Origin of the sequence: Paludibacter propionicigenes WB4, from assembly GCF_000183135.1 — a bacterium.
Lineage (GTDB): Bacteria > Bacteroidota > Bacteroidia > Bacteroidales > Paludibacteraceae > Paludibacter > Paludibacter propionicigenes.
Map to the genome: position 1 here is coordinate 2,395,013 of NC_014734.1, position 20,624 is coordinate 2,415,636.

Genomic DNA, 20,624 nt, shown 5'->3' on the forward strand with positions numbered 1-20,624 from the left:
ATTCATCTATTTAGCGATTAGCATAGGATTAAAAAACTTGTGTGATTGCATTTTTAAAGCGTTATCCTTTGCACTCATTTTGATGTATCTCATAAAAGCTGATTCTGTCTTGTGTCCGGTAATTTTCATTATTGAAATACTTGGCATATCCATTAAGAAAGCGTTTGTTGCAAATGAACGGCGAGCAGTGTGGCTCGTTACGAGGTTATATTTTTCGGTGGTTTCAGAGACTTTAAAACCACCCTTTGTTGATTCCATAGTAATGGGTTCTTTTATTCCCGCTAATTTCGCAACTTCTTTCAAAAACTCATTGAATTTCTGATTTGTTGGGAGTTTTGGGAGTTTATAATCATACTTTCTGAAAATTTCTCTTACAATTGGGTGGATCGGGACAACTACTTTCTGATTCGTTTTTTGAGTAGTAATGTTTATTGTATTGTCAGATGTTATATTCTCTTTTTTGAGCTGTGCGAGGTCGGAAAATCTTAACCCTGTATAGCTACCAATAAGGAATAAATCTCTCACACGTTCCAGATAAAGGGGCAAACCTGACTTATTGTATATCGATGTCAATTCAGACTCATTCAGATAGATAGAAAATGATTCCTCATTTGGTTTTTTGAATGATTTCTTTTTGTAGTCGGTCGGTACACTTATTCCTCTGTCATTTGCAGCACTCAAAAAGGTTTTCAATATCTTTATTCGTGTGCCAATGGTGTTTACTGATAGTCCTGAAACCGTTTTAGATTTTCCGGCTTTAGTCTTTATAGTTTTAGGTTTTGTCAGGTAGTCGACAAAAGAGTTATAAAAATCAATATCGAGTCGGTCGAATGTCAAAGTAGTTTTTTTGTCATTTTGATATTCTAACAAATTATTTTTTAGTGTTTTATAGCTCTTAATCGTGTTTTCTTTCCGGGTTGCGGTCTTAATAAAGAAGTCGATAAACGGAAATAGTTCTTTAGGGGTTTCGCCCTGTTCAGTGGTTACTTTGGTAGGTTTGTATATCTTATCTAATTCAGTACGGAGTTTATCGTGAGATGGTACATTTCCATTCTCTGAAAGGGTTCTTATTAATTCCTTTGCAGTACGTTCAAAGGTCTCAATTTCTGAATTAATAGCTTCGTAATTCTTTCGTGCCGATTCTTTGACCGCTTGAATACTAATATCAAACGTTTCAGGGTTCGCCCACTTGTTAGATTCCTTTGCCCGGTTTAGTTCCTTATTCCATAAATCCGGGAACATTGCAATATCTGTATAGTATTTCAGGGGCAAATACTTCTTTGCTCCATTGTCAATTCTATATAGTCCGTAGTTGATTAAACAAAAAAGATTTGTTTCATTTTTTGTCTTTGGGTTGGCAAGGTAAAAGCTAATCTTTGCCATTATAGTATGTACAATTGGTTAAACACACTACAAAGATATAAAATTCTTACCAGACATCAGAGACTGGTAAGAATTTTGGTAAGAATAGTTTCTTTTCTGTCTTTATTCTACTTCTTCTATCTTATTTGAAAATCCCTGTAAAACATAAGATTTTAGTTACCTGTAAAGAGTTTAAGAGCAAAAACAGATAAATTAGAATAAGTGTTTTGATGTCCCGGCGGGACTACTAAATGGCTGTCAACAGAACAAGTCCATCCTTCATCTCAATCACTCTGTCGGAAAGAGCAGCCAGATCCTTATCGTGTGTTACAATCACCACCGTCAGACCAAATTTATCTCGCAGTTCAAACAAGAGTTTATGCAATTCATCTTTGTTTTTGGAGTCTAAACTTCCAGACGGTTCATCAGCCAGAATCAACGACGGATCATTTATCAACGCACGAGCTACGGCTACACGCTGCTTTTCACCTCCCGAAAGTTCTGATGGTTTGTGCTCCATACGGTCAGCTAGCTGCAGATAAGCCAATAATTCCTTGGCCTTTTGAGCCGTTTTTTTATTATCCTTTCGGGCAATAAGAGCAGGAATCATTACATTTTCCAACGCTGTAAACTCAGGTAACAACTGATGAAACTGGAAAATAAAACCAATATGGCGATTTCTGAATGCTGCCAACTCCTTTTCATTTAGTTTGCTAAAATCAACACCATTTACAAGCACTTCGCCTGCATTGGGCTTATCGAGTGTTCCCAGAATCTGAAGTAATGTTGTTTTTCCTGCACCACTGGGTCCTACAATAGAAACTATTTCACCTTTAGCCACTGTTAAGTCAACCCCTTTAAGCACTTCCAGTTCACCAAAGCTCTTGTGTATATTTACTGCTTTTATCATAAATTAGTTACGAGTTGCGAGATACAAATTACGAGGACAAAGTCCGGTAGAGTGTAACCCAAAATCCAATGTTATAATTTTATGCAAAGTTATTCGTTTCAGACAATAAACCGTTATTTTTTGGATGGAAAAAATGTACCTTTGTACTAATAACAATTACAATCCTTTTTCATAAGTAAAAAATGCTTTCAGACCCAACGTTAGGAACTATCGAATTTATCCGCAACGAGCGATCGAAACACATTCGTGTTCGTATATTAAATTCAGGGCTGAAGGTAACTCTGCCGCCTCGTGCATCCGAAGATGATGCAATGAAATTTATTAATTCTATTCGTACCAAACTAATTCACAAACAGGCGAAACTTGAAAAAGGTCTTCAAACGAGGAATATTCTGATAGATGAAAACTCCAAACTTCAAACCCTGACTTTTATGGTTGAAGCTAAAGCTGTAGACAGAAAAAACATCTATTTTGCATTAAAAAGTAGTACTTTAAGCATTGAGTTTCCGGTGGGAACAGATTGCGCAACGTTGGAAAACCAACAATATTTCTGGAACGGAATAAGTTACTTTTTGCGCAAAGAAGCTAAAAGACTATTACCGGACCGGACAAAACAACTTGCCTACAAATATGGTTTTACATTCACAGACGTCAAAATTCAGTCGAGTAAAACCCGTTGGGGGAGTTGTTCGCGGGCTAAGAGTATTAACCTTTCGCTTTACCTGATGCTGTTACCGGCATATTTGATAGATTATGTAATTCTTCATGAGTTATGCCACACGCGCGAAATGAATCACGGCGATAAGTTCTGGGCATGGATGGATAAGGTCACTGATGGAAAAAGCAAAGAACTGAGAGCAGAACTAAAAAAATATCATATGCCGCAATCGTGACGTTAGCCCTTCGGGCGATATTAACTCACGTCGTTCGTTGATAGTAGGCTCCGCCGTTATTTGCTCGCTGCGCTCGCGTTATTCACTCACCATCTTGTGAGTTGATATTTCAGTGCAAAAAAATAACGCAAAAATATCGTGAGCGAAGCGAACAAGTATCTATCAATAACGCCGAAGGCTAATATCGTGAACGAAGTGAACCAATAATTAACATGGAATAAAAATGAACTGGAACCAACTTTTATCTACTAAGCGCTTCGGGCAGGAAGCCTATCATGCAAAGCGGGATGACGATCGCAGTGAATTTCAACGCGATTATGACCGTCTAATCTTCTCCGCTCCGTTTCGCAGGTTGCAAAATAAAACACAGGTTTTTCCATTGCCGGGAAGTGTATTTGTGCACAACCGACTAACGCATAGTCTGGAAGTGGCATGTGTGGGGCGGTCGTTGGGTGTAAGTGTGGCGCATAAACTGAAGCTGAAAAAGCATATAGAAAGCCCTTATTTGGAAGAAATTGGCTCCATTGTTTCGGCTGCCTGTCTGGCACACGATTTGGGAAATCCTCCTTTCGGTCATTCAGGCGAAAAAGCTATTGCCACCTATTTTTCAGAAGGCAACTGTCAGCATCTAAAAGCAGAAATGACCGACGAAGAATGGAAAGACATTACCTGTTTTGAGGGAAATGCCAATACACTCCGGTTACTTACTCATAAGTTTAACGGCCGTCGTCCGGGAGGTTTTGTGTTGACTTACAGCACACTGGCATCTATCGTGAAGTACCCGTATGCTTCGATACATTCTGACGAGAAGAAACAAAAATTCGGATTCTTCGATTCGGAAAAAACAGATTTCGAGAAAATTGCTTCGGAGCTGGGAATTCCCCGTTCACCTCAGAACCCCAATCGTTATGTGCGTCATCCACTGGTTTATCTGGTAGAAGCAGCCGATGATATTTGTTATCAGATTATGGACATTGAAGATGCTCATAAACTTCGTATCCTCACTTCCGATGAAACGAAAGAATTGTTTCTAAACTTTTTTGATGATAGCCGAAAAGCACGCCGACAAGAAACCATGTTGATGGTGACCGACGTAAACGAACAAATTGCCTACCTGCGATCATCGGTTATCGGACAATTGATCGAAGAATGTTCCACCGTGTTTGCCGAAAACGAAGAGGCCATACTGAATGGTAACTTTACTTCGCCACTTATAAAAAAGATACCGGAACTTTCTGCTCAGGCCTACGAGACTTGTTCAAAAAAAGCTTTCGCAAAAATTTATCGATCGCAGGAAGTGTTGGATGTAGAATTGGCGGGTTATAAAATTATCCTTACTTTATTGGAACATCTGGTGACAGCGGTTTTGAGCCCCGAGAAAGCTTACTCCGAACAGCTTTTGATGCGCATACCCGAACAGTACGAAACCAACAGCCCGAGCGTTTATGGAAAAATTATGGCGGTGTTGGATTATATTTCCGGAATGACCGACGTATATGCGCTGGATTTGTACCGAAAAATTACCGGAATGAATATCCCTACTTTATAGAGCAAAAAAAGTGACGAAGGAAATATCTTCGTCACTTTTTTATAAGTAATTGTTTACCTATTAATATCCTACTGTTTGGGCCAGAATAAATTTGTAATTCGAGCCCAGATTCATGACTTTAAGCAATTCCGCATCCTTTGCACTGGCGCGCACCACGGTTCGTAGCCCTTCCGAAGCACAATACAAATACACATTTTGCCCGCAATATCCCGAATCCATTATTGCACTCTGAAAATTGTCATTTGCATTTCGGGCTTTAGCAATAAAAAGCAGATTAAGCGGAGCAACTTCTACAAAATTCTGTGTTCCTGCCAGATTTCTGAAATCACCTTTTATTACTGGCTCCAACTGTTGTTTCAGCGGGTTGTACAAATAAATGCCGTTAGCCAAAACTGCGTAAGTCTGCAATGGATAAAGTCCCATAGCCGAGGGAACAGTGCGTTTTCCTTTGGCACGATTTACACCGTTGGCCACCCAAAGAATCTCTGAAAGATGCTTCAGTGAAAGATTCCGCGAATCGAACGAACGATCAGTTTTTCGCCGCGAAATAGCCTGCATAAGCGGCTTACCACCTAATGTGTCTGGAGCCTGTAACTTAATAGTATCAAAAGTTGTCAGTACCATAGGCACTTGTGCAGAATTAGTTTTAGTTGATGTTTGAGCAGTAGCAAAAACAGCTAATAACAATGAGCAGGCAATAAGTAGGTTTTTCATGAGTATATTTATGAATGATTTCTTAAACCACAAACTTACAACTTTTTCATGTATTTTTGCGTTCTATAGTGAACAAAAATATTTGTAAGTCTTTTCGAACCAAAACGCTTACCAGTAATAAGAAACAATAAAATGAGCTACATCCCTTCCAAACCCAATACTCTCGGATTAATTCAACTAACAGATATCGACTTACGTGAAATAGTACCTTTTATCGACTGGGGATTTTTCTTTATGGCCTGGCGTATGTCCGGCAAATATGAGGGCATTGAAACTGTACACGACTGCCTTTCCTGCAAAACCACCTGGTTACAGCAATTTCCCCCAGCCGACCGTCCAAGAGCTGAAGAAGCTTTGAAGCTCTTCAAAGATGCGCAAGAGATGCTACGCAACATGCTTGACGAAAAAATAGTTTCTGTCAATGCCAGCTTTGGTGTATTTCAGGGATATGCTCTGGGCGATGATATTTTCATCGAGAATAACGGCAGCACCATAACACTGCCGATGCTACGCCAACAGCACCCTGCAACCGATGGTTTCTGCTATTCGTTGGCCGATTTTGTAGCACCCGAAAACGATTATGTCGGAGCTTTTGCCACTACCATTCAAGGCGTGGAAGCTTATGCCGAAACATTTGAAAAAGACGATGATGTTTATCATTCCATATTGGCAAAAACCCTGTCTGACCGGCTGGCCGAAGCGGCTGCCGAATGGCTTCACTTCAAAGTTCGACGTGAGTACTGGGGCTATGCTCCCGATGAAAACTTATCGATAAAAGAAATGCTTAAAACCACTTATAGCGGCATTCGTCCGGCAGTGGGCTATCCTTCATTACCGGATCAATCTATCATTTTTGAACTGGAACCCTTGTTGAAATTTACCGAGGTTGGAATAACATTAACCGAAAACGGAGCCATGTTCCCCAATGCTTCGGTGTGCGGTTTATATTTTGCTCATCCTCAGTCCAAGTATTTCATGATAGGTAAAATTGACGAAAATCAGTTTCTGGACTATGCCCAGCGTTGCGGAAAATCGCCGGATATTTTACGTAAATGGATGGCAGCAAATCTTTAATGAGATAATATGCTAATTGCTTTAAGTTCTAAGTAGTGGGAGAATCATATTTTTTTATTTAGCCAATTAACTAATCACTAATCACCACATTATTTCTTTATCTCATCATCACATTTTTTCTTACCTTTGCATCCTCATTATTAATCAGAGAGAATGCGCATTGATATCATTTCCGCTGTCCCCGAATTATTGGACAGCCCACTGAACTATTCTATCATTAAACGAGCCAAAGAAAAAGGATTGGTGGAAATTGTCGTGCATAATCTGCGCGAATATACCACCAACAAACATCGTCGGGTGGACGATTATGCTTTTGGCTTTAGTGCTGGAATGGTACTACAAATTGAACCTGTTGATCGTATCATATCGTTGTTGAAAAGTGAGCGCAATTATGACGATGTAATTTATACCTCGCCTGATGGTGAAAAGTTTAACCAGAAAATGGCAAACAACCTATCGATGGCGGGCAATCTGATTATTCTTTGCGGACATTACAAAGGCATTGACCATCGCATACGCGAACACCTCATTACAAAAGAAATAACCGTAGGCGATTATGTACTCACCGGTGGAGAACTTCCGGCGGCTATCATGACCGATGCCATAGTGCGACTGATTCCGGGAGCTATTGGCGACGAGCAATCGGCCCTATCCGACTCGTTTCAGGATAATCTGTTGGCACCGCCGGTTTATACACGCCCTGCCGAATACAAAGGTTGGAAAGTGCCGGACATCCTCCTGTCGGGTCATCAGGCCAAAGTCGATGAATGGAATCATCAGCAATCTGTGGAACGGACAAAGCGATTGAGACCGGATTTGCTGGAATAATTCACAATTGAGAATTCATAATGCATAATTACATGTGTTGGTATTACTTTGGGATAATCAACTTGCTCAGTGGATTCATTTTTGCCTTTGATAAACAAGCTGCAATAAACGGTAGAAGCAGAGTCCCCGAGCGAACCTTACATTTATTGGAAGCGCTCGGCGGAGTGATTGCCAATCTACTATTGATGTACACGCTCCACCACAAAAACCGCAAGTTTAGTTACTGGATATGGACGTGGATAGTGCTGATTGGGTGGGTGGTGATTGGTTCGATGATGATAATGTAACTATAGTGATTAAATTTGTATATTTAAAACAAAACACTTACCTTTGGCGTTAGTAATTTAAATCACTGATATGATTATTTCCTTTGGATCAAAAGATACTGAAAAGATATGGGAAGGAGAGCGATTAAAACGCATCCCTGCTGATATCCAACAAACTGGTCGGAGGAAACTAAGAATGCTGAACAATTCACAATCAATTCTTGATTTGCGAATTCCACCTTCAAACCGCTTAGAAAAACTTTCCGGAAAATTATCGGAGTTTTATAGTATTCGAATTAATGATCAATGGAGAATCGTTTTCAAGTGGGAAAATAATCATGCACTAGAAGTTGAAATTATGGATTATCATTAAAATTCAAGTAAAATGGACAAATTACCAAACATACACCCCGGAGAAATATTAAATGAAGAATTCCTCATTCCAATGGAAATCTCCGCCTATAAATTGTCGAAAGATTTGGAAATACCTCAAACACGTATTTCTCAAATCATCAAAGGAAAGCGAAGAATTACTGCCGATACGGCATTGAGACTAAGCTCATACTTTGGAAACTCTGCCAAGTTTTGGCTTGGCTTGCAAGATGACTTTGATATCGAAGAAGAGAATTCAACTCAAACCGTTATTTTTGACAGAATCAGAAGTCGGAAATCAATAAAATCAGCAATTTAAACAAAACTAATATCCTATATTTACTTTCACATGACAAAAATTAAAGTAGGCGTAATAGGCGGCGCAGGCTATACTGCCGGCGAATTGTTGCGCATTTTGATTCATCACCCTGCGGTGGAAATCGTATTTGTAAACAGCAGCAGCAATGCCGGCAACCCGATTGCGGATGTTCACAGTGGTTTGTTTGGCGAAACCGATTTAGTGTTTACATCCGAATTACCTTTTGGCGAAGTGGATGCATTGTTTCTGTGCTCAGCTCACGGCGACAGCAAAAAGTTTATGGACAACAATGAAATTCCTGCGTCTGTCAAAATCATTGATTTATCTACCGACTATCGCGCAAAAAGTCCTAATCACGATTTCGTGTACGGTCTGCCCGAATTGAATCGTTCGGAAATTATTGCGGCTAAGCGCATAGCCAATCCCGGCTGTTTTGCCACAGCCATTCAGCTGGCTTTGTTGCCTTTGGCTGCTGCCGGTTTGCTTACAGACGAAGTTCATGTGAACGCTATTACGGGCTCTACAGGAGCAGGAGTTAAGCCATCGGAGACATCTCACTTTAGCTGGAGAAACAATAATATCTCCATCTACAAACCCTTTGGACATCAACACCTAAGCGAAATAGGCCAATCGCTTCGTCAGTTGCAGACAGGTTTTACTCAAGCCATAAACTTTATTCCTGTAAGGGGAAATTTTGCGCGTGGAATTTATGCAACAACTTACACTAAATGCTCTTTGAGTTTGGATGAAGCTAAAAAATTATACACCGATTTTTATAAAGACGCAGCATTTACTTTCGTGAGTGAAAAGAACCCTGATATGAAGCAAGTGGTAAATACAAACAAAGCCATAGTTTACCTGGAAAAACATGAGGATAAACTCCTAATTGTATCCATGATTGATAATTTATTGAAAGGAGCTTCCGGTCAGGCTGTTCAGAACATGAATTTGATGTTCGGGTTGGATGAAAAATCAGGATTAGGATTAAAGTCTACCGGCTTTTAATCCTGTCCTAAGTACAAATCATGGATTTCTTTCCGAGACACAGTTAAAGATTGTTACCATTTCCGACTTTCAAAAGATGTAACATACAGAATTGTACTATCTTGGGATAAAAAAATATCAGAAATCGTAAAAATATGTTATTAAACACATTTTTAGTACAAATAATTTGGAAAATGCTTGCGGGTGTAAAAAATACACCTTATCTTTGCATCGTGATTTTTTCATAGTATTAGATTTAAGGTTAACAAAGATTGGTAGTAAGGCGTTACTACCTTTCGCGTTTTTAGGAGTTACGCCTCCAAATTACAGTATAGCGAATCCTGAGCCCTCTGGCTCAGGATTCTTTTTTTATGCTCATAACTGATTTTTTGTTATCTTTGACAATAAAACGAAGTCCATCATGAAAAATAAAAGCATACAAACCGAAATAGACGCATGCTATCTTTACCGCAAGTTATCTGAAAACGAACCAGACAAAGCCGTTGCAGATGTTTTTCGGCGAATGAGTGAAATTGAGCAAAGTCATGCAGAAGCCTTTGCCCGAAAAATAAATCTACCTGTTGAAAACCTCATCAAACCATCCTGGCGTGCTAAGACGCTAAATTTAATCGGTAAAATTATTAGTTACGATTACGTACTTGGCGCCATGATGGATACAGAGAAAAGTCTGTCGAATGCCATTATTAAAACCAAAGAAAAGAACAAACAAACCATTACGGGAGCCGAAACAAATCACGTAAAAATTCTCTGGTCAATCGTTGAAAATGACAGAAATATAAGTGGCTCTCAACACGCACGTTTCGAAAAAAAGCATCGTTCTGTAGGTGGAAATGCCATACGTGCAGCTGTACTGGGCGGAAACGATGGATTGTTGTCCGTTTTTAGTTTAGTGATGGGTGTTGCCGGTGCAACCGGTGGAAATCAGGGCGTATTGTTAGCAGGTATAGCTGGTTTATTGGCAGGAGCAATGTCGATGGCGCTTGGCGAATGGATTTCAGTAAAAAGTTCGCAAGAGCTTTATGAAAACCAAATGGCTATTGAGATGGAAGAACTTGAAACGAATCCGGAAGGTGAAGAAAAAGAACTGGCACTTATTTACATGGCAAAAGGAATTCCCGAAGATCAGGCAAACTCTATGGCCCGCGAAATAATGAAAGACAAAACTCACGCTCACGAGGTACTGGTAAAAGAAGAGCTCGGAATAAACGCCGAAGAGTTGGAAGGTTCTGCTTTTGAAGCGGCTTTTTACTCATTTTTAATGTTTACTATCGGAGGAATAATACCTGTAGTTCCGTTTATTTTTACAACAGGAACAACAGCCATAGCAGCCAGCGTCATTCTGAGCACAGTGGGATTGTTTCTAATTGGAGCAGCAATAACGCTTTTTACCGGGAAAAACTTTTGGTATTCGGGCGCACGACAAATTGTTTTCGGGTTAATAGCTGCTGCCATAACCTTTGGTATCGGAAAAATAATAGGAGTAGCTATTACCTAAGTTTGGGTCTTTTTAGCGGAAGAGAAATAACATGAGAGGCTATTTAAGCAAGTCCAACAAAGCTCTTTTCGCTTTTTCATGGCCAAGCCCGGAAGCCGCTTTTAAATCCTGAAAGCCGGCTTCTTTTTGGCCTACTTTAATCTTTAGCATCCCTCTTTCATAAAACGCATCGGCATATCGGGGGTCAATTTCCAGTGCTTTGTCGAAATCTTCCAAAGCTCCGTCAGTATCTTGCAACGAAATCTTAGTAAGCGCTCTGTTATACAAAGCTTTGGTGTGTTTTGCGTTTTCTCTTAAAGCTTTATTAAAATCACTCAAAGCCCCTTTATGATCGTTGAGTGCCTCTTTTGCTTTGCCTCTGTCAAAGTACGCATCGGCACTTCCATTCATCTGAATGGCTTTGGTATAATCATCAATGGCTCCTTTAAAATCTTCAAGATAACTTTTTGCAAATCCACGGTTAGTATAACCATCTGCCAGATTTGGCTTTAGTTTGATTACGATTGAAAAATCCGAAACCGCACCGGCAAAGTCATTGATATACTGTTTCGTAAAACCACGACTCATATAAGCCATTATATCTTTAGGGTTTAGCTCTATCGCTTTTGAGTAATTTTCTATGGCAGCAGTATAGTCCTGAAGGTTGTATTCGCAATCTCCGATATTAAAATAGGCATCTCCGTATGTTGGGTTTATCTCTAACGCTTTATGCTGATCTTCAATCCCCCCAATGTAGTCCTGAATATAGTATTTTGCTATCCCCCTACTAACATAGGCTTTAATATTGCGCGGATTAATCTGAATTGATCTGGTGAAATTCTCAATGGCTGTTTTATAGTCCCTGTTGTTGTAAGCCGTTACACCCTTGTCGAAATAAAAATTGGCCGACTGAGCAAAACAAGAAGCGGACATTATTAACGCAAACCATAGAAATTTTAATCTCATTGAACCCATAATTATATTGAAAAAATAGGGATCAAAAGTACAAATTGTTTTGATTTAAGAAACAGGATAGAAAATTATTTTGATACTTACCAGATCAGAATATTTATTTTCAATTATTATTTGCTCATTCTGAGCTATTTTTAAAAAATAATACGAAAAGCCTTGTAGATTCAAATTAATATTGTACTTTTGCACCCACAAAATATCGCGGAGTGGAGCAGTGGTAGCTCGTTGGGCTCATAACCCAAAGGTCGTTCGTTCGAGTCGGGCCTCCGCAACTAAGATCAGGCTGTTTCTACATGAGACAGCCTGTTTTTTTTCCATTTATTTTCCTACACAGAACTACTGATTGTCATTTTTTTATGTTAGTAATAAAAAAAAATGCTATATTTGCAGCTCTTTAAAAAAACCGAAATAATTAATTGTCTTATTTTTAAATAAATTTTTCCATGCAAAACAAAGGACTTGTCAGGATTTTTGCACTAGCACTGACTTTAGTGTGTATATTTTATCTTTCATTTAGCGTAGTTACGAGTCACTACAACGCTAAGGCTAAAGAATATGCCAAAGGAGATAAAATGAAGGAGTTTAACTACTTAGACTCTCTTGCTAGCGAAAATATTTGGTTGGGGTATACACTGAAAGAGTGTCGTGAGAAAGAAATAGCTCTTGGTCTTGACTTAAAAGGAGGTATGAACGTAACGCTTGAAGTATCGGTAGCCGATATTATCCGTTCACTATCTGATTTCAACACCAACCCAAATTTTAATTTGGCGCTGGCTAAAGCTACACAACTTCAAAAAACCAACAGTCAGGTTTCATACATTGATTTGTTTGTTAAGGCTTATACTGAACTTGACCCTCAAGCCAAGCTCTCGACTATCTTCAGTACATTTGAGTTGAAAGACAAAATATCTCTGACCACCTCGAACGCTGATGTTGTAAAAGTTCTTAAAACAGAAGTAGATGGAGCTATTGCCAATTCATTCAATGTATTACGTGAACGTATCGACCGTTTTGGTGTGGTTCAGCCTAATATCCAAAAACTTGGTAACGGACGTATCTTAATCGAACTTCCCGGTGTAAAAGAGCCGGAACGTGTTCGTAAATTACTTCAAGGATCTGCTAACCTTGAGTTTTGGGAAACTTATGAATTAAATGAGATTATAAATAATCTGTCTGAGGCGAATAAAGTAATCGCTACCATACAGAAAAACGGAGGAGTTGCTGTTGTGAAAGATTCAACTGCCGCAACTACACCGACATCTACTACAGCTAAAACTGCAACTACAGCAAGTAAAACACCTGCCTTAAGTAAAGTGGACAGCCTGAAAGCCGTATTACAACACAAAAATGCTTCGGCAACCGACTCTGCCAAAGTGCTTGAAAAGAGTCAAAAAGAAAATCCTTTATTTGCTATTCTGCAAGTTAATGCTCAGGGAGGACAAGTGGCTCGTGGTCCGATAGTAGGATACGCACACAGTAAAGATACAGCTCAAATCAATTCTTATTTTAATATCAAACAGGTAAAAGAAGCTTTACCACGCGACTTGGGACTGAGATGGTCTGTAAAATCCATTGATAAAAAAGGAGAAATTTTCCAACTGATTGCAATTAAAATAACAAATCGTGATGGCCGTGCACCGCTTGCCGGAGATGTAATTACCGATGCTCGTGCAGATTTCAGCCAAAATTCTTCTGAAGCTCAGGTGAGCATGTCAATGAATCAGGAAGGTGCTAAAACATGGGCACGTATGACTAAAGACAATATTGGCAAATCAATTGCCATAGCGCTAGATGGTTATATTTATTCATTCCCAACTGTAAATACCGAAATTGATGGTGGTAATTCACAAATCACAGGTCACTTTACAGTAGATGAAGCAAAGGATTTAGCCAACACATTGAAGTCAGGTAAAATGCCGGCTCCGGCGCACATTGTTCAGGAAGATATCGTAGGTCCTTCGTTGGGACAAGAAGCTATTAATAACGGTTTAATATCATTTATCATTGCATTTATTCTGGTACTTGTATATATGATTGTTTATTATGGACTTATACCAGGTTTAGTGGCTGATATCGCCTTGCTTGCCAACGTATTCTTCCTAATCGGTATATTAGCTTCATTTGGTTCTGTACTTACCTTACCGGGTATTGCAGGTATCGTGCTCACCATGGGTATGGCGGTAGATGCCAACGTACTTATTTATGAGCGTATACGTGAAGAAATGCGTAACGGTAAAAACATGCGTGCCGGTATTCAAGAAGGTTTTAAACATGCACTGAATGCAATTATCGACTCGAACGTAACAACACTTCTTTCGGGTATCGTGTTGGTTATTTTTGGTCAGGGACCTATTAAAGGTTTTGGGGTAACATTGAGTTTCGGTATTTTGACAACATTTATCACTGCCGTATTCTTAACCCGATACATGATAGAGGCTTATGCTGCACGTGAAAATGCAAAAGAGTTGCCTTTCCACACAAAAATATCTGAGCACTTCCTGCAAAATACGAAAATCGATTTTATGAAAATTCGTAAATCGATGTACGTATTATCTGCAGCTCTATTCCTTATAAGTTTTGTATCGTTCGCGGTTCGCGGTTTCAGTTTGGGAATTGACTTTACCGGAGGTCGTAATTATGTTGTAAGTTTTGACAAACCGGTGAAAACCGAAGAAGTAAAAACTTTGTTGAAAGATGCTTTTGAAGGTGATTTACCTCAGGTTATTACCATTGGTAACGATAATCAGGTACGTATATCTACCAAATACAAGATTAATGAAGACGGTTCAAATATAGATAACGAAATTGAATCGAAGCTTTATACCAATTTGAAATCAATGCTGAATTCAAATGTAACTGAAGCACAATTCATCAAAGACAATATAAAGAGTTCTTCGAAGGTAGGTCCGGCTGTTGCCGATGATATCAAAACTTCTGCCGTATGGGCTGTAATTCTTGCAGTACTTGGTATTGGTTTATACATTCTGATTCGTTTCCGCGAGTGGGGTTATACATTGGGAGCTGTGGTTTCTTTAGCACATGACGTGGTAATTACCATGGGTATTTTCTCATTGCTGTACGGCCTTCTTCCATTCTCAATGGAAATAGACCAATCGTTTATTGCAGCTATTCTGACTGTGCTTGGATACTCAATCAACGATACTGTAATTAACTACGATAGAATTCGTGAGAATGTTACTCTTTATCCAAAACGCGACAGAATAACCATTATCAATGACTCGGTAAACCAAATGTTAGGTCGTACTTTCAGTACAACGTTTACCGTAATTATCACACTGATTGCAATGTTTATCTTTGGTGGTGATTCAATTCGCGGATTTATTTTTGCTATGTTATTCGGTATCTTTATCGGAACTTATTCTTCAGTATTTATTGCGTCTCCTATCACTGTGGAAATGGATAAACTTGTAAAAATAAGAAAGAGCAAAAAAGCATCAGAAATAAAAAAATAATTCATAGAAATACGTTTTATAAAAGCCGGAAGAGCCTTACTGATTAATTTCAGCAAGGCTCTTTTGTTATAGAGCAGCCTAACTTTGATTATTTCAAAACAGAATGCTTCAAAGATATTTTGCCATGTCAAAGAACTTTCCGTAATTTGTAATCAGAAAACCTTAAAAACAGAGATTATGCATATTAACATACTCCCTAAAAGATATCTTTTTTTGGTGGTTATTTTTGCTTCCATTTTTTCTTTTGGACAGGAATTTACTCCAATTGTCACCCAATTCACTAAGAAAGATTATAATGCTTCCAATCAGAATTGGTCGGTTGCTCAAGGGAAAGATGGAATTATGTATTTTGGCAATAATCAGGGTGTGCTGGAGTTTGATGGATCTCTTTGGCAAATTCATCAAATACCCGGAAACCAAATTGTACGCTCAATACTGATAGGTAAAGATAACAAGATTTATGTAGGCTCATTTGAACAGTTTGGCTATTTTGAGCGAAACAACTGCGGGCAACTTATCTATCGTTCTCTCTCTGAAAAGCTCAGAAAGTACAAAATGCAAAACGATGAAATATGGAGCATTCTCGACTTCAACGGAACCATTATTTTTCAATCATTCACTTCTTATTTTACCTACAAAGATGGCGTTGTTAAAGGTTATCGTTGTCCGTTCACTTTCCTCTTTTTTAATCTGAGCAACCATAAGATCTATACCCACACAGATCAATACGGATTCAGCTTATTTGATTTAAAAAGCAATACATTTAAATCGATATTTAATGGCACATTAAAAAAACCTGTGGCATCTGTTTTACCGTTAGACTCAGCCCGATCTTTACTTGTTACCAATTCTGATGGATTATTTGTGTACGATGGAAAAACTATAATTCCATTTAAAACCGAAGCAGATAATGACCTCAAAAAATCAGAAATAAACAGAGCTCTCATTTCGCCGAATGGAACTATAATACTGGGAACTATTCTGGGAGGCGTAACTGCAATTAGTAAAGATGGGAGAAAGTTGTGGGCACTTAACACCTCCAATGTATTGCAAAACAACACTGTACTCGGCATGTGCTGTGATAAAAACAATAATCTATGGTTGGCATTGGATAAAGGAATAGCTTTGATTCATCTTAACTCATCACTTCGTTATATTCATTCATTCAATCCGTCGGTAGGAGCTGTTTATTCACTTAGTTACGACGAGCCGAATCTGTATATAGCTACAAATCAAGGGTTGTACAAAGCAGAATTGAGCATTAGCAAAAAGGATATCAGAAACTTGCAACTGGAATCCAAAATTAAAGGCCAGGTATGGTCGGTGGATCAGTTTAACAAACAACAAATATGCGGAAATAATGAGGAAACCTTCGATGTATCGCCCAAGGGAATTAGCAAACTGTCTCCTGTGAAAGGTGGGATATGTATTAAAGAAGGAATTATCCACGGAAAAGATGTATTGGTTCAGGGGACGTACACCAGCCTTTGCATATACGAGAAGGTAAACGGAACATGGGTTTTTAGTCACGCCGTGAAAAACTTCTTAAACCCGATTCGTTACATTGAGATAGACTACACAGGAACAATCTGGGCCAGCCATCTGCATCAGGCGTTATATGCCATTCAGCTTAGCCCCGATTTAAAAAAAATTGAAAATATCAGCACCTTCAACTCACTTGATCAGAAACATCGACTACCTATTAATGTATTCTCGGTCAATAACCGGGTAGTTTTTACCGACAACACAGCTTTTTATACTTATGACGATATTAGGAAAAAGATTATTCCGTACAACGAACTAAATAAGAGTCTGGGATATTTTTCGCATGCTCATCGGGTTTGTCATTTTAAAGCCAACCTATATTGGTTTATTCGTAGCGGCGAAGCGGCTTTAGTACAGGTGAAGCCGGGTGCAATTAAAGTGTTGGATGTGGTACATTACGGATTGTTTCTTAATCAGGCAGTAGACGATTTTCAGAATATCATACCCATTTCTGAGAATGAATGCCTGTTCACACTCGACAACGGATTGGCTTTGTATCAGAATAATAACCCGGCCAAACAAAATAATACAGCTAATTTAAAGATAAAAAGCATACAAACTTCGGACGACGAGTTCAAGGAAAAAGTTTATCTCCCACTCACTACTGATCCTATACCAACAACACCATTCAAGCGAAACAATATCTTATTTACTGTTTTTTATCCCCAGTTCAATAATCTGAATAATATTATTTTCAGATATAAACTCGAAGGATTGGATAAGGTTTGGAGTGAGCCGACTGTTGCATCGCAAAAGGTGTACAGATATTTACCTCATGGAGAGTACACACTCAGAGTGGAAGTACAGACAAAGGATGGTATCAAGCTATCGGCAACAAGTTATACTTTTGAAGTAGATCCTCCATTCTATCTCAGTACTGCTGCCAAAATACTTTACTTTTTACTCATTGCTTTATCCGGTTATGGTATTTATGCATACCTACATCATTCTTTTCAGGCAAAAAAGGAAAAGATTAAACAAGAACAAGAAGAAATCCGACGCAAGGAAATAGAAAAGCGCGAGAAAAAAATCATTGCCCTCCAAAACGAAAAGCTGGAATCGGAACTGACCGTAAAGAGTAAAGAATTAGCCGAATCAACCATGACCATCATCAAGAAAAATGAGATTCTGGTGACCATAAAAGAGGAAGTTATGAATCAAAAGAAAGTTCTCGGCACGCAATATCCAAATAAATACTATGATAAACTCATTCGGTTACTTGATGAAAACCTGTCGTCGGAAGATGATTGGGCTATTTTTCAAACCAATTTCGACCGGATTCATGAGAATTTCTTCCGAAACTTACATACCAAATTTCCCGAACTGACTTCGAATGATCTTCGTTTTTGCGCGTATTTACGACTGAATTTATCAAGCAAGGACATTGCTCATCTGATGAACATCTCGTTGAAAGGAGTAGAAGTAGGACGATACCGTATCAGGAAAAAAATTGGAATTCCTTCTTCAAAAAGCCTGACAGAGTTCATGATTGAATTCAAAGAATAGGACTGTAATAAATTGAATTTTAACGAGTTTATAAAGCAAAAGCTATGCGAATTAACATCTCATGAATATCCACAGAAATGTACTAGATTTGCCGCTTAAAATATCTAACGTTTTTTTGTCCTTTATTATCATATCAGCAGACGATTTATCCCTGCTGGAAGAAAAACGGATGTAGCTCAACCTGAATTCACTTTCAACAAAATAATATAACAAAAACACACGACAGTTTATGAGAAAAATCACATTCGTCCTATTTCTTTTTGTTGCATTGGCAGCAAAAGCACAAACAGATCTTCAGGTTCTTTACGACGCAGGCAAAGGCCGCGACTATCTAACAACCACAGTGGAAATGTTTAAAACCGATAATTGGGGAAGCAGCTACTTCTTTGTTGATATGTATTACAATGGTGCTAACCATCATCCGGGGTTGGCTTACACAGAAATTTCAAGATGCCTGAAGTTTTGGAAAGGTCCTTTCAGTGCGCATATTGAATATAATGGAGGATTATTTGGAGTGGGTAACTCTTATCTCCCAATTAATAATGCCTGGTTAGCTGGTGTTGATTACGGCTGGCACGATAAAGCTTTTTCAAAGTTTTTGAATCTCAAACTCCTTTATAAAACTATCGAGGGGAAAAATGCCAACTCATTCCAAATTACCGGTGTTTGGACTTTAAATTACTTTAAAAATAAATTGACCGTATCGGGTTTTGCTGATTTCTGGAGAGAAGACAATGTGAACTTCACCAACGGTAATAATGAACCTATTACACCAACCAATACAAAATTTGTTTTCATTAGCGAACCTCAATTCTGGTATAATGCCACTCCTCACCTTTCGTTAGGTGGTGAAGTTCAGGTTGCCAGCAACTTTAGCGCAGTGAACGGACTTAAAGTCAGCCCGAAAATAGGTGCTAAATGGAATTTTTAAATCAATCTAATACATAAAGCATATGTTGGAAAAATTATTTAAACTAAATGATAACGGAACAAACATCCGCACGGAAATCATAGCCGGTATAACTACTTTTATGACCATGGCGTATATCCTGTTTCTGAACCCGAATATCTTAGGTGTTACCGGGATGGATAAAAATGCGGTGTTTTTTGCAACGGCTATTTCGGCCGGTTTCGTAACTATTGCCATGGGTCTGGTAGCTAATTTTCCTATGGCGTTGGCTCCGGGTATGGGACTTAATGCGCTTTTTGCTACCGTAGCACTGGCCGGTGTGGGTATGCCATGGCAATCGGCTCTGGGCGCGGTATTTATTTCCGGTTTAATATTCATTTTACTTACCGTAACCAAGGTTCGACAAATTTTGGTAACAGCAGTTCCTGATTCACTTAAAAGAGCCATAACCGTAGGTATAGGATTGTTTATTACCATTATCGGATTCAAATTATCGGAAATAATGGTGGTAACAGCTCAGGTTATTCCGCCAACACTGGCTTCGCTTGGAAAAAGTGTTGCTCCTACAACGCTGAAATACTTTGAATGGAATATCGGTATGGGAAGTTTCAGTAATCCCTCGATGGTGCTCTGCCTGATAGGATTGGGATTGGCAGCAATACTTATGGCTTTACGAGTAAAAGGAGCCTTGCTGATCAGCATAGTAGCTTCTACACTAATCGGCATTCCGATGGGAGTTACGGTTATTCCTGAAAACTTCAAGGTTTTTAGTTTACCCGATTTTCATCATCTTGCTGTAGGAGCGCTCGATATAAAAGGCGCTTTGAATATGGGAATATGGACGGTGATCTTCACTTTTACCTTTGTTGAATTGTTCGACACATTCGGCACGCTGGTGGGTACTGCCACTAAAGCCGGACTGATAGATAAAGATGGCAAGTCGCCTAAAATCGGTAAAGCTATGTTAGTTGACGCTATCGGTGTCTCGTTTGGTGCTTTGATGGGAACAAGTACCGTGACAACTTACGTGGAAAGTGCAGCCGGTATTGGTGAGGGTGGTCGCACAGGGCTTACTGCCATTACTACCGGTGTATTGTTTTTACTTGCGTTGGTATTTGCACCGCTTGCCGGAATAATACCCAATGCTGCTACAGCTCCTGCCCTTATCATTGTGGGTGTATTGATGGCATCGTCGGTTCTTGAAATAGACTTCAATGATTTTACTGAAGGATTTCCTGCTTTTGTTACTTTCATAATGATGCCTTTTACTTACAGCATTGCCAATGGTATTGCCGGAGGTATTGTGGCTTATACCGTGCTTAAAGTGGCAACAGGAAAAGCTAAGAAAGTGCATTGGATGATGTATATTCTTTTTGTGCTGGTAGTGGTACGATACATTTTCCTGAGTGAATAAGGTTTGAAATAATTATTTAGAATAAACACAATAGGCTA

General features: G+C 39.0%; 17 protein-coding genes and 1 tRNA gene. 14 read left to right on the forward strand and 4 right to left on the reverse strand.

Going from position 1 to position 20,624, the window contains the following annotated elements; genetic code table 11:
* Positions 1-6 precede the first annotated feature (6 nt).
* Together PALPR_RS09920 and PALPR_RS09925 are read right to left on the reverse strand one after the other, a co-directional pair.
* Entirely contained in the window at positions 7-1,383 is a 1,377-nt protein-coding gene (locus tag PALPR_RS09920; RefSeq protein ID WP_013445485.1) for a site-specific integrase, read from the reverse strand.
* 226 nt (positions 1,384-1,609) lie between these two features.
* Positions 1,610-2,272: an ABC transporter ATP-binding protein gene (locus PALPR_RS09925; protein ID WP_013445486.1), complete on the reverse strand. Its 663-nt coding sequence runs from the start codon at positions 2,270-2,272 to the stop codon at positions 1,610-1,612.
* Between the two features lie 182 nt (positions 2,273-2,454).
* Here PALPR_RS09925 and PALPR_RS09930 point away from each other — a divergent pair, with 182 nt between their 5' ends.
* Together PALPR_RS09930 and PALPR_RS09935 are read left to right on the forward strand one after the other, a co-directional pair.
* Entirely contained in the window at positions 2,455-3,165 is a 711-nt protein-coding gene (locus tag PALPR_RS09930) for a M48 family metallopeptidase (protein WP_013445487.1), read from the forward strand.
* A 223-nt stretch (positions 3,166-3,388) separates the two neighbouring features.
* Positions 3,389-4,714 (forward strand): deoxyguanosinetriphosphate triphosphohydrolase, encoded by a 1,326-nt coding sequence (locus PALPR_RS09935; RefSeq protein WP_013445488.1) that lies wholly within the window; start codon positions 3,389-3,391, stop codon positions 4,712-4,714.
* 60 nt (positions 4,715-4,774) lie between these two features.
* Here the strand turns inward: PALPR_RS09935 and PALPR_RS09940 are convergent, their stop codons facing one another.
* Entirely contained in the window at positions 4,775-5,428 is a 654-nt protein-coding gene (locus tag PALPR_RS09940) for a SagB/ThcOx family dehydrogenase (RefSeq protein WP_013445489.1), read from the reverse strand.
* A 132-nt stretch (positions 5,429-5,560) separates the two neighbouring features.
* Here PALPR_RS09940 and PALPR_RS09945 point away from each other — a divergent pair, with 132 nt between their 5' ends.
* The 7 genes from PALPR_RS09945 to PALPR_RS09970 all read left to right on the forward strand — a co-directional run bounded on the left by PALPR_RS09945 (position 5,561) and on the right by PALPR_RS09970 (position 10,787).
* Positions 5,561-6,502 (forward strand): vitamin B12 dependent-methionine synthase activation domain-containing protein, encoded by a 942-nt coding sequence (locus PALPR_RS09945; protein WP_013445490.1) that lies wholly within the window; start codon positions 5,561-5,563, stop codon positions 6,500-6,502.
* Between the two features lie 153 nt (positions 6,503-6,655).
* On the forward strand, positions 6,656-7,330 hold the full coding sequence (trmD, locus tag PALPR_RS09950) for a tRNA (guanosine(37)-N1)-methyltransferase TrmD (RefSeq protein WP_013445491.1): 675 nt from the start codon (positions 6,656-6,658) through the stop codon (positions 7,328-7,330).
* A gap of 32 nt (positions 7,331-7,362) precedes the next feature.
* Entirely contained in the window at positions 7,363-7,617 is a 255-nt protein-coding gene (locus tag PALPR_RS15680; protein WP_013445492.1) for a DUF1294 domain-containing protein, read from the forward strand.
* Positions 7,618-7,687: 70 nt separating this feature from the next.
* The gene (locus PALPR_RS09955) at positions 7,688-7,969 is read left to right on the forward strand and encodes a type II toxin-antitoxin system RelE/ParE family toxin (protein WP_013445493.1); all 282 of its coding nucleotides are present in this window, start codon (positions 7,688-7,690) and stop codon (positions 7,967-7,969) included.
* A 12-nt stretch (positions 7,970-7,981) separates the two neighbouring features.
* Positions 7,982-8,287, forward strand: a complete 306-nt coding sequence (locus PALPR_RS09960) for a HigA family addiction module antitoxin (protein WP_013445494.1) — start codon at positions 7,982-7,984, stop codon at positions 8,285-8,287.
* A gap of 30 nt (positions 8,288-8,317) precedes the next feature.
* Positions 8,318-9,292, forward strand: coding sequence for an N-acetyl-gamma-glutamyl-phosphate reductase (gene argC / locus PALPR_RS09965; protein ID WP_013445495.1), 975 nt, complete (start codon positions 8,318-8,320; stop codon positions 9,290-9,292).
* Between the two features lie 400 nt (positions 9,293-9,692).
* Positions 9,693-10,787, forward strand: a complete 1,095-nt coding sequence (locus PALPR_RS09970) for a VIT1/CCC1 transporter family protein (protein ID WP_013445496.1) — start codon at positions 9,693-9,695, stop codon at positions 10,785-10,787.
* 39 nt (positions 10,788-10,826) lie between these two features.
* Here PALPR_RS09970 and PALPR_RS09975 read toward each other — a convergent pair whose 3' ends face one another.
* Positions 10,827-11,732: a tetratricopeptide repeat protein gene (locus PALPR_RS09975; RefSeq protein WP_013445497.1), complete on the reverse strand. Its 906-nt coding sequence runs from the start codon at positions 11,730-11,732 to the stop codon at positions 10,827-10,829.
* 206 nt (positions 11,733-11,938) lie between these two features.
* Between PALPR_RS09975 and PALPR_RS09980 the strand changes: the two genes are divergently transcribed.
* From PALPR_RS09980 to PALPR_RS10000, 5 genes are all read left to right on the forward strand, one after another.
* Positions 11,939-12,010: transfer RNA gene (locus PALPR_RS09980), tRNA-Met, on the forward strand.
* A gap of 171 nt (positions 12,011-12,181) precedes the next feature.
* Positions 12,182-15,211 (forward strand): protein translocase subunit SecDF, encoded by a 3,030-nt coding sequence (gene secDF, locus PALPR_RS09985; RefSeq protein WP_013445498.1) that lies wholly within the window; start codon positions 12,182-12,184, stop codon positions 15,209-15,211.
* A 177-nt stretch (positions 15,212-15,388) separates the two neighbouring features.
* Complete coding sequence (locus PALPR_RS09990) at positions 15,389-18,262, forward strand: helix-turn-helix and ligand-binding sensor domain-containing protein (protein WP_013445499.1); 2,874 nt, start codon at positions 15,389-15,391, stop codon at positions 18,260-18,262.
* Positions 18,263-18,491: 229 nt separating this feature from the next.
* Positions 18,492-19,193, forward strand: coding sequence for a DUF5020 family protein (locus PALPR_RS09995; RefSeq protein WP_013445500.1), 702 nt, complete (start codon positions 18,492-18,494; stop codon positions 19,191-19,193).
* 22 nt (positions 19,194-19,215) lie between these two features.
* Complete coding sequence (locus PALPR_RS10000; protein WP_013445501.1) at positions 19,216-20,586, forward strand: NCS2 family permease; 1,371 nt, start codon at positions 19,216-19,218, stop codon at positions 20,584-20,586.
* Positions 20,587-20,624: the final 38 nt, after the last annotated feature.

Coding starts and splice junctions, on each gene's coding strand:
- PALPR_RS09920 (WP_013445485.1), bottom strand. CDS start 1,383: ATGGCAAAGATTAGCTTTTACCTTGCCAACCCAAAGACAAAAAATGAA.
- PALPR_RS09925 (WP_013445486.1), bottom strand. CDS start 2,272: ATGATAAAAGCAGTAAATATACACAAGAGCTTTGGTGAACTGGAAGTG.
- PALPR_RS09930 (WP_013445487.1), top strand. CDS start 2,455: ATGCTTTCAGACCCAACGTTAGGAACTATCGAATTTATCCGCAACGAG.
- PALPR_RS09935 (WP_013445488.1), top strand. CDS start 3,389: ATGAACTGGAACCAACTTTTATCTACTAAGCGCTTCGGGCAGGAAGCC.
- PALPR_RS09940 (WP_013445489.1), bottom strand. CDS start 5,428: ATGAAAAACCTACTTATTGCCTGCTCATTGTTATTAGCTGTTTTTGCT.
- PALPR_RS09945 (WP_013445490.1), top strand. CDS start 5,561: ATGAGCTACATCCCTTCCAAACCCAATACTCTCGGATTAATTCAACTA.
- trmD (WP_013445491.1), top strand. CDS start 6,656: ATGCGCATTGATATCATTTCCGCTGTCCCCGAATTATTGGACAGCCCA.
- PALPR_RS15680 (WP_013445492.1), top strand. CDS start 7,363: ATGTGTTGGTATTACTTTGGGATAATCAACTTGCTCAGTGGATTCATT.
- PALPR_RS09955 (WP_013445493.1), top strand. CDS start 7,688: ATGATTATTTCCTTTGGATCAAAAGATACTGAAAAGATATGGGAAGGA.
- PALPR_RS09960 (WP_013445494.1), top strand. CDS start 7,982: ATGGACAAATTACCAAACATACACCCCGGAGAAATATTAAATGAAGAA.
- argC (WP_013445495.1), top strand. CDS start 8,318: ATGACAAAAATTAAAGTAGGCGTAATAGGCGGCGCAGGCTATACTGCC.
- PALPR_RS09970 (WP_013445496.1), top strand. CDS start 9,693: ATGAAAAATAAAAGCATACAAACCGAAATAGACGCATGCTATCTTTAC.
- PALPR_RS09975 (WP_013445497.1), bottom strand. CDS start 11,732: ATGAGATTAAAATTTCTATGGTTTGCGTTAATAATGTCCGCTTCTTGT.
- secDF (WP_013445498.1), top strand. CDS start 12,182: ATGCAAAACAAAGGACTTGTCAGGATTTTTGCACTAGCACTGACTTTA.
- PALPR_RS09990 (WP_013445499.1), top strand. CDS start 15,389: ATGCATATTAACATACTCCCTAAAAGATATCTTTTTTTGGTGGTTATT.
- PALPR_RS09995 (WP_013445500.1), top strand. CDS start 18,492: ATGAGAAAAATCACATTCGTCCTATTTCTTTTTGTTGCATTGGCAGCA.
- PALPR_RS10000 (WP_013445501.1), top strand. CDS start 19,216: ATGTTGGAAAAATTATTTAAACTAAATGATAACGGAACAAACATCCGC.